This is a genomic window from Pseudomonas sp. LBUM1644 (genome assembly GCF_059716195.1).
On the sequence record NZ_CP166812.1, the window covers coordinates 3,763,938 to 3,776,440 of the forward strand.

General features: G+C 57.8%; 11 protein-coding genes and 1 tRNA gene. 5 read left to right on the plus strand and 7 right to left on the minus strand.

Annotated features, from left to right (window positions below; genetic code table 11):
* The first annotated feature begins 50 nt into the window (after positions 1 to 50).
* Positions 51 to 138: transfer RNA gene (locus ACA052_RS16930), tRNA-Ser, on the plus strand.
* 397 nt (positions 139 to 535) lie between these two features.
* Here the strand turns inward: ACA052_RS16930 and ACA052_RS16935 are convergent.
* Positions 536 to 934, minus strand: coding sequence for a hypothetical protein (locus ACA052_RS16935; RefSeq protein ID WP_497645891.1), 399 nt, complete (start codon positions 932 to 934; stop codon positions 536 to 538).
* A gap of 540 nt (positions 935 to 1,474) precedes the next feature.
* On the opposite strand from ACA052_RS16935, the gene ACA052_RS16940 reads away from it, so the two are divergent.
* A complete protein-coding gene (locus ACA052_RS16940) occupies positions 1,475 to 2,329 on the plus strand; it encodes a hypothetical protein (protein WP_497645892.1) in 855 nt (284 codons plus the stop codon).
* 330 nt (positions 2,330 to 2,659) lie between these two features.
* Here the strand turns inward: ACA052_RS16940 and ACA052_RS16945 are convergent, their stop codons facing one another.
* The 3 genes from ACA052_RS16945 to ACA052_RS16955 form a co-directional block, all read right to left on the minus strand.
* On the minus strand, positions 2,660 to 4,000 hold the full coding sequence (locus ACA052_RS16945; RefSeq protein WP_497645893.1) for a PQQ-dependent sugar dehydrogenase: 1,341 nt from the start codon (positions 3,998 to 4,000) through the stop codon (positions 2,660 to 2,662).
* Between the two features lie 142 nt (positions 4,001 to 4,142).
* Positions 4,143 to 4,316, minus strand: coding sequence for a hypothetical protein (locus tag ACA052_RS16950; RefSeq protein WP_497645894.1), 174 nt, complete (start codon positions 4,314 to 4,316; stop codon positions 4,143 to 4,145).
* A gap of 109 nt (positions 4,317 to 4,425) precedes the next feature.
* A complete protein-coding gene (locus tag ACA052_RS16955) occupies positions 4,426 to 5,463 on the minus strand; it encodes a GGDEF domain-containing protein (protein WP_497645895.1) in 1,038 nt (345 codons plus the stop codon).
* Positions 5,464 to 5,655: 192 nt separating this feature from the next.
* Here ACA052_RS16955 and ACA052_RS16960 point away from each other — a divergent pair, with 192 nt between their 5' ends.
* The gene (locus ACA052_RS16960) at positions 5,656 to 5,886 is read left to right on the plus strand and encodes a DUF6555 family protein (RefSeq protein WP_497645896.1); all 231 of its coding nucleotides are present in this window, start codon (positions 5,656 to 5,658) and stop codon (positions 5,884 to 5,886) included.
* Positions 5,887 to 6,812: 926 nt separating this feature from the next.
* On the opposite strand, the gene ACA052_RS16965 is transcribed toward ACA052_RS16960, so the two are convergent.
* Both ACA052_RS16965 and ACA052_RS16970 read right to left on the minus strand, forming a co-directional pair.
* Positions 6,813 to 7,010 carry a YbdD/YjiX family protein gene (locus tag ACA052_RS16965; RefSeq protein WP_497645897.1) on the minus strand — a complete coding sequence of 66 codons (198 nt, stop codon included), beginning with the start codon at positions 7,008 to 7,010 and terminating at the stop codon, positions 6,813 to 6,815.
* A 15-nt stretch (positions 7,011 to 7,025) separates the two neighbouring features.
* Positions 7,026 to 9,083 carry a carbon starvation CstA family protein gene (locus ACA052_RS16970; RefSeq protein ID WP_497645898.1) on the minus strand — a complete coding sequence of 686 codons (2,058 nt, stop codon included), beginning with the start codon at positions 9,081 to 9,083 and terminating at the stop codon, positions 7,026 to 7,028.
* Positions 9,084 to 9,347: 264 nt separating this feature from the next.
* Between ACA052_RS16970 and ACA052_RS16975 the strand changes: the two genes are divergently transcribed.
* Together ACA052_RS16975 and ACA052_RS16980 are read left to right on the plus strand one after the other, a co-directional pair.
* The gene (locus tag ACA052_RS16975; RefSeq protein WP_497645899.1) at positions 9,348 to 10,715 is read left to right on the plus strand and encodes a cache domain-containing protein; all 1,368 of its coding nucleotides are present in this window, start codon (positions 9,348 to 9,350) and stop codon (positions 10,713 to 10,715) included.
* Positions 10,716 to 10,746: 31 nt separating this feature from the next.
* Entirely contained in the window at positions 10,747 to 11,379 is a 633-nt protein-coding gene (locus ACA052_RS16980) for a response regulator (RefSeq protein WP_497645900.1), read from the plus strand.
* Positions 11,380 to 11,393: 14 nt separating this feature from the next.
* On the opposite strand, the gene ACA052_RS16985 is transcribed toward ACA052_RS16980, so the two are convergent.
* Entirely contained in the window at positions 11,394 to 12,413 is a 1,020-nt protein-coding gene (locus tag ACA052_RS16985; protein ID WP_497645901.1) for an ABC transporter substrate-binding protein, read from the minus strand.
* Positions 12,414 to 12,503 lie beyond the last annotated feature (90 nt).

The window sequence follows — 12,503 nt, forward strand, 5'->3', positions numbered from 1 at the left end:
GAGTTTGACAGTGTGTTTCATTCAGGTATTATGGCGCCCGCAACGCAAACGGAGGTGTGGCCGAGTGGTTTAAGGCAACGGTCTTGAAAACCGTCGACTGTAACAGGTCCATGAGTTCGAATCCCATCGCCTCCGCCATCTTTATACGACAAAGCCCTGATTATTCAGGGCTTTGTCGTTTCTGGGGTTTGGTAAAAAGTCCGCAGAATGGCATGTGTTCCGTGACTAAGGCTCATTTTCACCATCCCTCCGGCGTCCTGCCGATCGAACACAATCCAAAACCCTACGGCTCGTCGCCATACACTCGCCCAACCGGCTTGCCCCATTACTGTATATTTGAACAGCCCTGATAAGGCATGGCCATGAAGCCGCTCGAAATCGAAGTCACCTCCGCTGGCTCGGCAGCGCGACGGCGCTTAAGCGCCCACACTGCGTAATCAATGCGATCGACAACAGGTATTGAACAGGTATATGAATGAGACCCAAAAACAGCCCTGCCTGAGACAGCCAGCACACAACAACTAATCAACCATTACTACTTAACAGAAAATTTGTTATTAGTTGTATTTTTCACGCTATCTACAAACCAAATCGCAACACCATCGCTGCGTACTTTATTGCATTCCTTACCGTACTTTTGATACGTAACACAAATGACGTCATCTGAAATAGCCCAGGTGCCCGTTTGCTTAGGCTCGCTCGAAATTTGTATAGTCGCAGTTCCATCTGGATTCAGGGTTTCAGAAAATGGATAACCCGTGGCGGTCACACTGGAATGCGTTCGACCAATCACCATCGAGCTTATTTCGCTGCCGCTTAGCTGCTTCGCGTTTGCCGGTGCAGCCGCGTGGGCGTCTGTTGCAGTTTGATGGCCGGAAGAAGAACAGCCAGCCATGAACAATATGACAACAATAGGAGCAAGTAATTTATTCATCGCCTTTACCCTTTATAGCAACGACTTACAGGAAATGTCAGCCTTGAGCGTAGGCAATCTAAAAGCCAACAATATATTTATTTATTATAAGTTCAATAGCGTTCACAGAGTCCGGCTAGAACCTGTCCGCATCATATAAACCGGTTAATGTAGTAGATGACTTCGTAAGCTCCGCTCATACACCAAACATTGTTTGCCGGGCTGGAGTTACCGTGATGCATATCAATCCAGACGCTCATCGATCAGCACGGGCAACGCAGTGCGCGGCGGCGTGGTAGTGGCAGTAAACTGCGCGGAATTTGGTTCGAAACACCAGCGATACCGATCGCTCGTTAACCTTAACCCTCTGTAGGAGCGAGCTTGCTCGCGAAGAACGCTAACGATGACGTGGCCTCCCTGGATGAACACGGCGCCCTTTCGTCCATCGCGAGCAAGCTTGCCCCTACACTTTCACGCGAATAAAGCTAAAGATAATGGCGGCACCGTCGAAAAATACTGTACTAATGCCCGCAATCGCCTCTCTCTCGCCAAGGAAGAATAATGATCATCGCTTCAACGTCATCGAAAGAGGCGATGTCTGCCTACACAGCTGCCGTCAGCACAAAGTCCGCCACCGATGCGCAACAGCGAGTCACGCAAGACGAGGCGCCGCAGGCCAAGGCGCAAAGCGCTGATTCGGTGAGCCTCTCAAGTACTTCTACCGACTACAGCAACTCGATCATCGGAAATACTCCGTTCTTCCCTGTCCGAGCCGGCATGAATGCCGACGCGCTCGTTCTGGGCGCCTCCAAGCCTGGTGCAATTTCCAGCTCCAAGGACAAGACATTCGCCGAAGTGGCGGTTGATGCCCGCAAGCGAATGGATGAAAAATACGCGTTGATGGCCGCTAGCGGCAAACCGTACACCGGCAGTGATGAAGACCGTAATGGGTTGATGGGTGATCTGGATCGACGCTCCCTGAATGCTGTCGCCACCAATGAAGGCGGGAAATTCACCCCGCAGGAACAATCCTCGGCGCAAGAATTGATGCGCCAGCAAGGCCGACTTGCCACCGGCTATTACAGTGGCCCGGCGGACCAGCAGCAAAACTGGAAAGATCCTTTTGCCAATGACCCGTTCGGTCGAGCCCATGCGGCTCTGGACTTTATGGACAACATGAGTCCTGAAGAAAAAAACACCCCGCAATGGCTATCGCAGCATCTTTCCCTGGAAGCGGCGCTAAACCAGAGCGCCAACGTGGACCCGGCCGAGAAAAAGACCGGGCATTTTCACAACCTGGCTGAAATCCTGGCGGGGGTCGTGACGGATGGCTCTGATAAAGAGCAATCCAGCGATGTCAAAAACGCTGATCCTGGTGCCCAAATTCTGAACAAGCTTCAATCGCTTATTTCCTGAACCCTTTGGGTTGGTCAATTAAAGTCAAAAGATCGCAGCCTGCGGCAGCTCCTACAGAGATACGTTGTAGGAGCTGCCGCAGGCTGCGATCTTTTGATCTTAAAGCATCCACCTCAGCAGCAGATGAGCGGTAATCCACGGAGAGGCTGCGGCTACCGCCCATTCGACAAACACGCAAATGGACACGTACGCCGCAAAGAATTTGAGCATCGCCCGCCTCTCCATCACACCCTCCCGTCCTGGCAGCCAGCGAATCAGTAAAGGTTCGACTGTCACGCATAGGCCACAGTTCCATGACCTTTAACGCCAGCGATCAGGAAAAAGTCCCGACTAAGGTGTTGCCCTCGCGATGCGCCACACCTTGTTCCCGACATCATCGGCAACCAACAGCGCTCCGCGTCCGTCAAGCGCGACGCCCACGGGCCGGCCCTGTGCTTCGCCTTCGGCGTTGAGGAAACCGGTCAGGAAGTCGACGGGGGTGCCCGAAGGTTTTCCAGCGCTGAATGGAATGAACACGACCTTGTAGCCCGCCTGCGGGTTACGGTTCCACGAGCCGTGTTCGCCGACGAAGACGCCATTGGCAAAAGCTGCCGGCATGGCCCGCGAATCGGAGAATGTCAGGCCCAGGGGCGCAACGTGGGTGCCCAGCGCGTAGTCCGGGGCGATGGCCTGCGCCACCTTGTCCGGGCGCGGTGGCTCTACGCGACTGTCGACGTGGGCGCCGTAGTAACTCCATGGCCAGCCGTAAAACGCACCGTCCTTCACTGACGTCAGGTAATCCGGCACCAGGTCGCTGCCGATTTCGTCGCGCTCATTGACCACCGTCCACAACTCGCTCGAGCCCGGCTTCAAAGCCAGGCCGTTAGGGTTGCGCAGGCCGCTGGCGAACAGGCGCTTGTTACCGCTTTTGACGTCGACCTCCCAAATCGCTGCACGCCCGTCTTCAGCATCAAGGCCGTTCTCGCCGACATTGCTGTTGGAACCCACCGTCACATACAGCTTGGTGCCTTCGCGGTTGGCGAGCACATTCTTGGTCCAGTGGTGATTGATGCCTGAGGGCAGGTCAGTGACTTTCGCCGGCGTCACGTCAATTTCGGTTTGCCCTTCGGTATAAGGCACTTTGACCAACGCGTCGGCGTTGGCAATGAACAATTCCCCTCCCACCAGCGCCATGCCGAATGGCGAGGTCATGCCAGTCATGAAGACCTGCCGCACCTCGGCATGGCCATCACCGTCGGCATCGCGCAGCAAGGTGATGCGATTGGCACTCGGCGCATCAGCGCCCACCCGGCCCATCACAAACCCCATGGCGGTGCGGCGTGCCCAGGCAATCGGCCCGGTGCCACCGTCGGTGGCCCCTTCCGGCATCGGCGGGTGGTTGCTCTCGGCGACAAGTACATCGCCATTGGGCAGCGTATACACCCAGCGCGGATGGTCGAGGTTTTCGGCGAGCGCAGTCACCTTGAAACCAGCGGGCGCCCGGGGCATTTCGCCCGCCGCCCAGCCGACAGCCTTGGACACCTTCAGCGTGGGGATCAGCGAAGTGCTGGGTTCAGGCAACTGCGGGGCTGGGCCGACACCGGCCTGAAACGGCAATTTGGAGGACTCGCCACACGCAGTGAGCAGCGCGGCAGTGGTCATCAGCAGCACAAATCGGCTGGGCACAATCATTGTTTAACCTCGCGATGGCCATCCGTGGGCCAATTATTGGAGAGACAGAATCTTGGTCGAGTATCGCGACGTTGATCGGGTTCAAACACCGTGCCTGTCACAAATCACATTTGCTTGAACCGCACGAATGCCGATCGCCAAATCAAACCGGATTCAACAATGCCTCTCGCAGTAGCCTGGCCGCTGGCGAGTCCGGAACACCGTTGCGCGAAACCAGCTCATACGGTTCGCTGCGCGAGGTGATGGGCAACGGCAGCGTGATGGTGAAGCCGTAGCCGGAGCAGAACTTCGCCACGTCCGTCGACACCAACGCCACAAGCGTTGGATTCTCCTGTAGCAACGACCGAGCGCACCTCTCCTTTCTAGGCGAGGACTTGGGCATCTACGTCACTCCCCGACCTGACAGGCCGGCGTGTCGCTAAGGGTCACTGCACGCGATTGCGTCCATTGCGCTTGGCCAGGTAAAGCGCATCATCGGCACGGGTCAGCAGGCTTTCCAAGGTGTCACCGGGTTTGGAAAAGGCCACACCGAACGACGCCGATATCGTGTCGAGCACCGTGTCGGTGCCTCGCGCCTTGATCCGCAGCGACTGGATTTTCAGGCGCAGTTGTTCGGCAAATGCCCGCGCACTGTCGAGATCGGTGCATTCTTGCAGGACGACACAGAACTCTTCACCGCCATAACGTGCCGCGACGGCCTCGGACGGCAGTGTGTTGCGCAGCACCTGCCCGACATGTTCGAGGACACGATCACCCAACGGGTGACCGTACTCGTCATTGAATTGCTTGAAGTGATCGATATCCAGCATGACCAGCGCCACTTTCCGCGGTGCCTTGCTCAAGGCCTGTTCCAGCACGCGATTGAAGGAGTTTCTGTTCAGTAGCTGGGTGAGGCCATCCAGCGTTGCGGCGAGGCTGGCCTGCTCGAGTTTTTCGCGCAGGGTCTTGATTTCGCTTTGAGCGGCGCGCAACTGGAACAGAAACAACGCTTGCTGATCCTGCATCAGCTGAGTGCTTTGTTGCAGCTCGTTGAGGATCGTCGGGAGGCTCTTCTCGACCGGCGCATCGAGCATTTCCAGGCAATGCCCAAGGCTGTTCTGGAAGTTGATGCTGCCGCTTACGCTGCGCGAAACATCCCGTTCCATGCCGTCGACCAGATTGATCGCTTGCTGCTGCCCTGTCCGGGCCTCTTCCAGCTCGTCGCGAATGATGTACTCGCGGAACAGCTTTGAGGCCGATTCAGGCGGGAAACTGTCGAAGTCCCTGACCACTCGATCGAGGTGACGATTGAGTTCGGGGTCCGCACCTTTGCTGTAGGTGTACCAGAGCGCGTAGTGCACCGGATTCGGCGGAATATTGTGACGAACCATCAGCGGCACAGCCTGCTTGAGTAACGCAGCCGCTTCACGGGAATCCTCGGGGTATAACGCTAGGGCCGTTGCACGCTTCACTGATGGGTTCATGCGGTCACTGTGGTTATTTATCAGGAGAAAACGAAAGTAGCTGGAGCATAGCCTTACCTAATGCAAACAGCCATTTACTTGCGATTATTCATCCTAAACCTTAAACGACGAGCAGCGGTACAACGAAGCCGGAAAAAAATCGGAACTGGCACTGAGCCACTAGTGTCATAGTGGCACTTGCAGGAGAAACCCATGCCCGGCCTTCGACAGTTCCAGATCACCTACTGCCTACACGCTATTGCGCATGTCTTTGTGCAGTTCGATTCGCACATGAGCGATGAAGACGCGTGGTATTACGCCTGCCTGCACGCCGGTGTCGGGCTTGCGTATGCGCAAAATCCCTGCGAGCAATCTCACGCGCAACTGCGAGCGCATGCCGAGCAATCCGGTTTGAGCCAGGTTAAATGGCGTGCGTTGCCTTAGCAACGCTCACCTCGTGTGACTCCATGGCAAAAACCCGGGTTAGTGGTTGTAATGCTGTTCACTTGAAGTTTTGGATGGGGTGGTGTGCATATCCGTTTTTGCGGTGACGGCGGCTGGTGGTTTCGCCCTTACGGCGAGTCACTTGCAAAAACGGAACGCCGCCCGGCCCTAAGTAACCAAGGGCTCTTGCCCCTTTCGTTCGGTGCCTCGCTAAGGCTCGGCATGCCCTCTCCGGTCCTGCTCCGTGGGCCCGGCTTCTCGAGGGGGCGGTGCGTCAAGATCAAAAGCTACAGGCGAGCTAACGCTCGGCCTTGAGTGGTGAGAATCAAAAGCCTTATTGATCGTTCCCACGCTGCGTGGTAAGGCCGCCAGGGACGCTCCGCGTTCCGCTTCACATCAAAAGATCGCAGCCTTCGGCAGCGCCTACACCGATCCCTGTAGGAGCTGCCGCAGGCTGCGATCTTTTGATCTGCTGTCGCTTTGGCTCTTGATCTTGATCTGCCCCGTCGGGAGGCCGAGTGGGGGTTCTGCGCAGTGGGCCCACGGAGCAGGACAGGAGCGAGGCACCGTACGTAAGGGGCGAAAGCGTCTGGTTACTTGGCGCTCTTCCAAGTGACCCGCTGTAAGAGCGGAACCAATACCCGCCGCTACCAAAGAGACGGATATACACACCGTTTCAGAGCCACTTCAGAGTCTTCTTAAGTCAACAACATTAGGCCCAGTGCCCGGGCCTGACATCACGAACACTCCTGCACTTTCTGCCTCGGTTCAGTGGCATCGCGCAATAGCTCTGTCTGATCGCAAAAACAAATGTGGGAGCGGGCTTGCTCGCGAAGGCGGTGCGTCAGTCAACAACAGTGTCGACTGATATACCGCTTCGCGAGCAAGCCCGCTCCCACAGGTTTTGCGTCAAGCCGGATATTGCATCAACAGCACTTCGGCCCGGCCTTGCTGCCGTATCGAGCTTCCTGGCGTTCCCGGAAGAACGCCTCATAACTCATCACCGGCTGGTCCGGGTGTTTGCTTTGCATGTGCTCGACGTAGTTGTCGTAGTCAGGCATGCCGACCATCAGGCGTGCGGCCTGACCGAGGTATTTACCGAGGCGACTCAGGTCATTGAACATGGGCACCCTTCTCCATCAAACCTGTGGAACAGCCTGGTATGGCACTTCTTTATCCGTACGTTCCTTGGTGCCCCAGGCGGCGATGCCGACCTTGAGCGCGAAGAACAGGATGCTGAAGACCACGAACAGGAACAGCGCCGTCAGCGTCGCGTTGGTGTAGGCGTTGTAGATCACGTGCTGCATCTGCGTGATGTCCTTGGCCGGGGCGAGGACCTGACCGTTGGCCAGCGCATCGCTGTATTTTTTCGCCAGGGCCAGGAAGCCGATCGCCGGGTTGGCGTCGAACAGCTTGATGAAGCCTGCGGTGACGGTGCAGATCAGCAGCCACACGGCGGGCAGCATGGTGACCCAGACGTAGCGCTGGCGTTTCATTTTGATCAGCACCACGGTCGCCAACATCAATGCGATACCGGCCAGCATCTGGTTGGAAATACCGAACAGCGGCCACAGGGTGTTGATACCACCGAGCGGATCGATCACACCTTGGTACAGCAAGTAACCCCACATCGCCACGCAACCGGCCGTTGCGATCAGGTTGGCGGGCCAGGAGTCGGTACGACGCAGCGCCGGCACAAAAGAACCGAGCAAGTCCTGCAGCATGAACCGTCCGGCACGGGTACCGGCGTCGACCGCGGTCAGGATGAACAGCGCTTCAAACAGAATCGCGAAGTGGTACCAGAACGCCATGGTGTTTTCACCCGGCAGGACGTGGTGCAGGATTTGCGCGATACCGACCGCCAGGGTCGGAGCACCGCCGGCACGGGCCAGGATGGTGGTCTCACCGATGTCCTTGGCCACCGCTTGCAGTGCGTCAGGGGTAATTGCAAAACCCCAGCTGCTGACGGTTTGAGCCACCGAAACAACATCCGCGCCAACCAGGGCCGACGGGCTGTTCATGGCGAAGTACACGCCAGGCTCGATCACCGATGCGGCAACCATGGCCATGATGGCGACGAAGGATTCCATCAGCATGCCGCCGTAACCGATGTAGCGGGCATGACCTTCACTGGCGAGCAACTTCGGTGTCGTACCGGAGGCAATCAGCGCGTGGAACCCCGAGACCGCGCCACAGGCGATGGTGATGAACAGGAACGGGAACAGGCCGCCCTTCCACACCGGCCCGGTGCCGTCGATGAACTGGGTCAGTGCCGGCATTTTCAGATCAGGCATGGTGATCAGAATGCCAATCGCCAACGCGACAATGGTGCCGATCTTGAGGAAGGTCGACAGGTAATCGCGCGGCGCCAGAATCAGCCACACCGGCAGCACAGCGGCAACGAAACCGTAGCCGATCAGCATCCAGGTGATCTGGATTCCGGTGAAGGTAAAGGCCTTGGCCCAGACCGGATCAGCGGCAATCTGCCCACCGAGCCAGATCGACCCCAGCAGCAACAGCACGCCAACCACGGAGATTTCACCGATGCGGCCCGGGCGGATGTAACGCATGTAAATGCCCATGAACATCGCGATCGGGATGGTCGCCATCACCGTGAAAATGCCCCACGGGCTTTCGGCCAGGGCCTTGACCACGATCAGCGCCAGCACCGCAAGGATGATGATCATGATCAGGAAGCAGCCAAACAGCGCGATGGTCCCGGGGATGCGGCCCATTTCTTCTCGGACCATGTCGCCCAGGGAGCGGCCGTTGCGGCGGGTGGACAGGAACAGGACCATGAAATCCTGAACCGCACCGGCCAGCACCACGCCGGCAATCAGCCACAGCGTGCCGGGCAGATAACCCATCTGCGCCGCCAACACAGGACCGACCAGCGGCCCCGCGCCGGCGATGGCCGCGAAGTGGTGACCGAAGAGTACGTGTTTGTTGGTCGGCACATAGTCCAGGCCATCGTTATTGATGACCGCGGGCGTGGCACGATTGGGGTCGAGTTGCATCACCTTGGTGGCGATGAACAGGCTGTAATAGCGGTAAGCGACGAGATAGATAGCGACTGCTGCGACTACGATCCAGAGGGCGTTGATCGCTTCGCCGCGGCGCAGGGCCACGACACTTAGCGCAAACGCTCCGAGGACAGCCACGGCAAACCAGGCGAGGTGTTTAGCCAGACGGGGCATAGCGTGTCTCCTGCCGACAGCCAGTGACTGCGGCGGTAATTTTTATAATTGTGTCCGCTGTGCGGAGCTGGCCCAATATCCCCGCATGGCGTCTACAAATAAATCCGCGTTACTACGTACGCGCGACCTACGTAGTTCTACGTAGATCACACAAATCTGTCAGTTGAGCCACAGGTCATTCCGTCCAGCAGTCCTACTGGCCGGGCGTATCTTTGGCATATGATGCCGGGCCATCGCCTTCCCTCGGTCCGGTCAGGAGCAGAGATGCAGCTCAAACACAAAATCGTCGCGCTCGGGATTCTGCCGCTGGTGTTGGCGATCGCGGTCATCTGTGCGCTGGTGATTTCCCTGAACCGGCAACTTGGTGACCAGCAGGCGCAACTGATCGAAGACAGCATCCTGGCCAGTAAACGCGCCGAGCTGAAAAACTACGTGGAAATGGCGCAAAGCCTGATCGCGCCGCTGTACAACGACGGCCATGGCGACGCGCACGCCCAGCAACAAGTGCTGGAAGAGCTGCGCAAACTCAGCTTCGGCATCAATGGCTACTTCTTCGTCTACGACCGCGAAGGCCGGAGCCTGATGCACGCGCGCCAGACCGAGTTGGTGGGCAAATACCTGTGGGACATGAAAGACCCACACGGCCTGCCGGTGATTCAGGCGCTGCTCAAAAGCGCGCAATCCGGCGAAGGCTTTCAGCGTTACGCCTGGAACAAACCCTCCTCCGGCCAAGTGACCGACAAGCTGGCCTACGTGGTCATGCTCGATCATTGGGGCTGGATGATCGGCACCGGCATTTATCTCGAAGATGTCGAGCGCGCCACCCAACAAGCGCGCGACGAAGTGGCTCAGGGAATCCGCAAAACCATGCTCGCGATTGGCGTGGTGGCGCTCGTGGCGGTGCTGTTTGTGTTCGCCAGCGGCATGACACTCAACGTCAGCGAACATCGTCTGGCCGACAAAAAACTGCAGCGCCTGACACAGCGTATTGTCAGCTTGCAGGAGGAAGAGCGATCCCGAGTGTCCCGCGAACTGCACGACGGCATCAGTCAGCTGTTGGTGTCGATCAAGTTCCGCTTCGAACTTGCCAGCCATTTGCTGGAAAATGAACAAGGACACGGCAAGGGTTTGAGCACATTAAGAGAAGCCACGGAGCGCCTGGGCGACGCGATTGGTGAAGTGCGCAGCCTCTCTCATGATTTGCGCTCGTCGCTGCTCGATACCCTGGGACTGCCGGCGGCCATCGGTCAACTCGCCGCAGAATTCGAACAACGCAGTGGGCTCAGGGTGACCTACGACGACAATGAATTCGACTGTCACCTGGTCGATGGCGCCGCAGTCTCGCTGTTTCGCATCGTGCAAGAAGGCCTGACCAACATCGAACGCCACGCGCAGGCGAAACATGTCTCTATCACCCTGCACGGCGGTGAAGAATCCGTGCGGCTGACGGTGGTCGACGACGGCATCGGTTTCAATGTGGCCCAGGTCGAACGTCGCCACGCGGGCATTGGCCTGCGTAATATTCGTGAACGCGTCGAGCATTTTGGTGGCCGGTTCGACCTGGTCTCGATGCCCGGAAGAAGTGAACTGGACGTTCAGCTGCCGATGAAAATGCCCGGCGCCAAACGCTGACTCGCCCCAACAACAAGAGTGAACGCCTGCGATGAACCTGCCCTACCCGATCCGCGTCGCCCTGGTCGACGATCACGCCCTGGTTCGTGACGGGATCAAAGCCCTGCTGGCGGTCATGGCCCCTCTGGAGGTCGTGGGCGAAGCCGAGAATGGCGCCGACGCCATTGAGATGGTCGGCCGCTGCCAGCCGGACCTGTTGCTGGTCGACATCAGTCTGCGGGACATGAACGGGCTTGAGCTGACCCGCGTATTACGCGCTCGATATCCGTCGCTCAAGGTGTTGATGCTGAGCATGTACGACAACAATGAATACGTGAGTGAGTCCGTTCGCGCCGGGGCCAGCGGCTATGTCTTGAAGAACTCGCCGTCGCGGGAAATCATCGCCGCGATCGAAGCGATTGCCAGCGGCGGCACGTTCTACAGCGCCGAGATCGCCCAGCGGCTCATCGCCGATAAAAGCACCGACAATGAGCTGACGCCGCGCGAGAGCCAGGTGCTGTACAAAATGGCCCAAGGGTTGAACAACAAGGAAATGGCGCGCGAGCTGGACATCAGCGTGCGCACGGTAGAAACCCATCGCCTGAGCATCCGCCGCAAACTCAACATCGACAAACCCGCCGCGCTGGTCAAATACGCCATCGATCACGGGATTATTTCGCGCTAGGTACGGTGCCGGTGTCAGGTGCCCGCACCGCCGTGGGCTTCTTCGAAGAAGTAATCCTTCCAGCTGCCTGCCTGGTTTTGCAGGATGCCCAGTTCGTGCAGTTTCTCGGCATAGATGAAGGTGCGCTGCGGCACGACGGTGAAGTCGATTTCTGGGTCAGCGACGATTTGCTCGACCAGCGGCAAGGCCAGCTTCGATTGCTCCACCCGGATATAGGTCTGGGCGGCCGCAGGCTTGTCAGCCTTGATGATTTTCTCTGCCTCAGCCAACGCGTCGTAGAACGCCTTGTAGGTTTTCGGGTTGTCGTCGTGGAATTTCTGAGTGGTGTACAGCACGTTGAACGTGGCCTGACCACCGAGTACGTCGTAGGAACTCAAGACCTTGTGCACGTTAGGATTCTGCAGTTCCTGATACTGGAACGGCGGACTGGAAAAATGCGAGTTGATCTCTGAACCACCCGCTATCAGCGCCGAGGTCGCATCCGGGTGCGCCAGGCTGATCGAGATATCATCAAACTTCTTGTAGTTGTCTTTGCCAAATTGTCTGGCCGTTTCGATCTGCAACGTGCGCGACTGGAAACCGACTCCTGCCGACGGTACGGCGATGCGGTCCTTTTCGGTAAAGTCCTTGAGACTCTTCACATTCGGATTGTTGGTCAGCAGGTAATTGGGCATCGATCCCAGCGAGGCGATGGCCTTGACGTTCTGTTTGCCCTTGGTCCGATCCCAGACCGTGAGCATGGGCGGCACACCTGCGGACACCACGTCCAGCGCGCCGGCCAACAGCGCCTCGTTCATCGCGGTGGCACCCGAAATGCTGTTCCAGTCGACTTTGATGTCGAGGCCCTGCTCCTTGCCGTGCTTCTCGATGAGCTGCTGATCGCGCACCACATCCAGAATCAGGTAACCGATACCGAATTGCTGGGCAATGCTGATTTTGCCTTCGGCCTGGACGCCGGGACTCAGCAACAGACCCGCCGCAGCCAGGGAGGCGGCCAATACGGTTAATGCCGAACGCTTGAAGGGAGTCGCCATGGAAACCTCAATGTCATTGCAAAAATAAAAAAAATTCAGCCGCCTCTGTAGGAGCTGCCGCAGGCTGCGATCTGTTGATCTTGTTTTTAA

Coding starts and splice junctions, on each gene's coding strand:
- ACA052_RS16935 (WP_497645891.1), bottom strand. CDS start 934: ATGAATAAATTACTTGCTCCTATTGTTGTCATATTGTTCATGGCTGGC.
- ACA052_RS16940 (WP_497645892.1), top strand. CDS start 1,475: ATGATCATCGCTTCAACGTCATCGAAAGAGGCGATGTCTGCCTACACA.
- ACA052_RS16945 (WP_497645893.1), bottom strand. CDS start 4,000: ATGATTGTGCCCAGCCGATTTGTGCTGCTGATGACCACTGCCGCGCTG.
- ACA052_RS16955 (WP_497645895.1), bottom strand. CDS start 5,463: ATGAACCCATCAGTGAAGCGTGCAACGGCCCTAGCGTTATACCCCGAG.
- ACA052_RS16960 (WP_497645896.1), top strand. CDS start 5,656: ATGCCCGGCCTTCGACAGTTCCAGATCACCTACTGCCTACACGCTATT.
- ACA052_RS16965 (WP_497645897.1), bottom strand. CDS start 7,010: ATGTTCAATGACCTGAGTCGCCTCGGTAAATACCTCGGTCAGGCCGCA.
- ACA052_RS16970 (WP_497645898.1), bottom strand. CDS start 9,083: ATGCCCCGTCTGGCTAAACACCTCGCCTGGTTTGCCGTGGCTGTCCTC.
- ACA052_RS16975 (WP_497645899.1), top strand. CDS start 9,348: ATGCAGCTCAAACACAAAATCGTCGCGCTCGGGATTCTGCCGCTGGTG.
- ACA052_RS16980 (WP_497645900.1), top strand. CDS start 10,747: ATGAACCTGCCCTACCCGATCCGCGTCGCCCTGGTCGACGATCACGCC.
- ACA052_RS16985 (WP_497645901.1), bottom strand. CDS start 12,413: ATGGCGACTCCCTTCAAGCGTTCGGCATTAACCGTATTGGCCGCCTCC.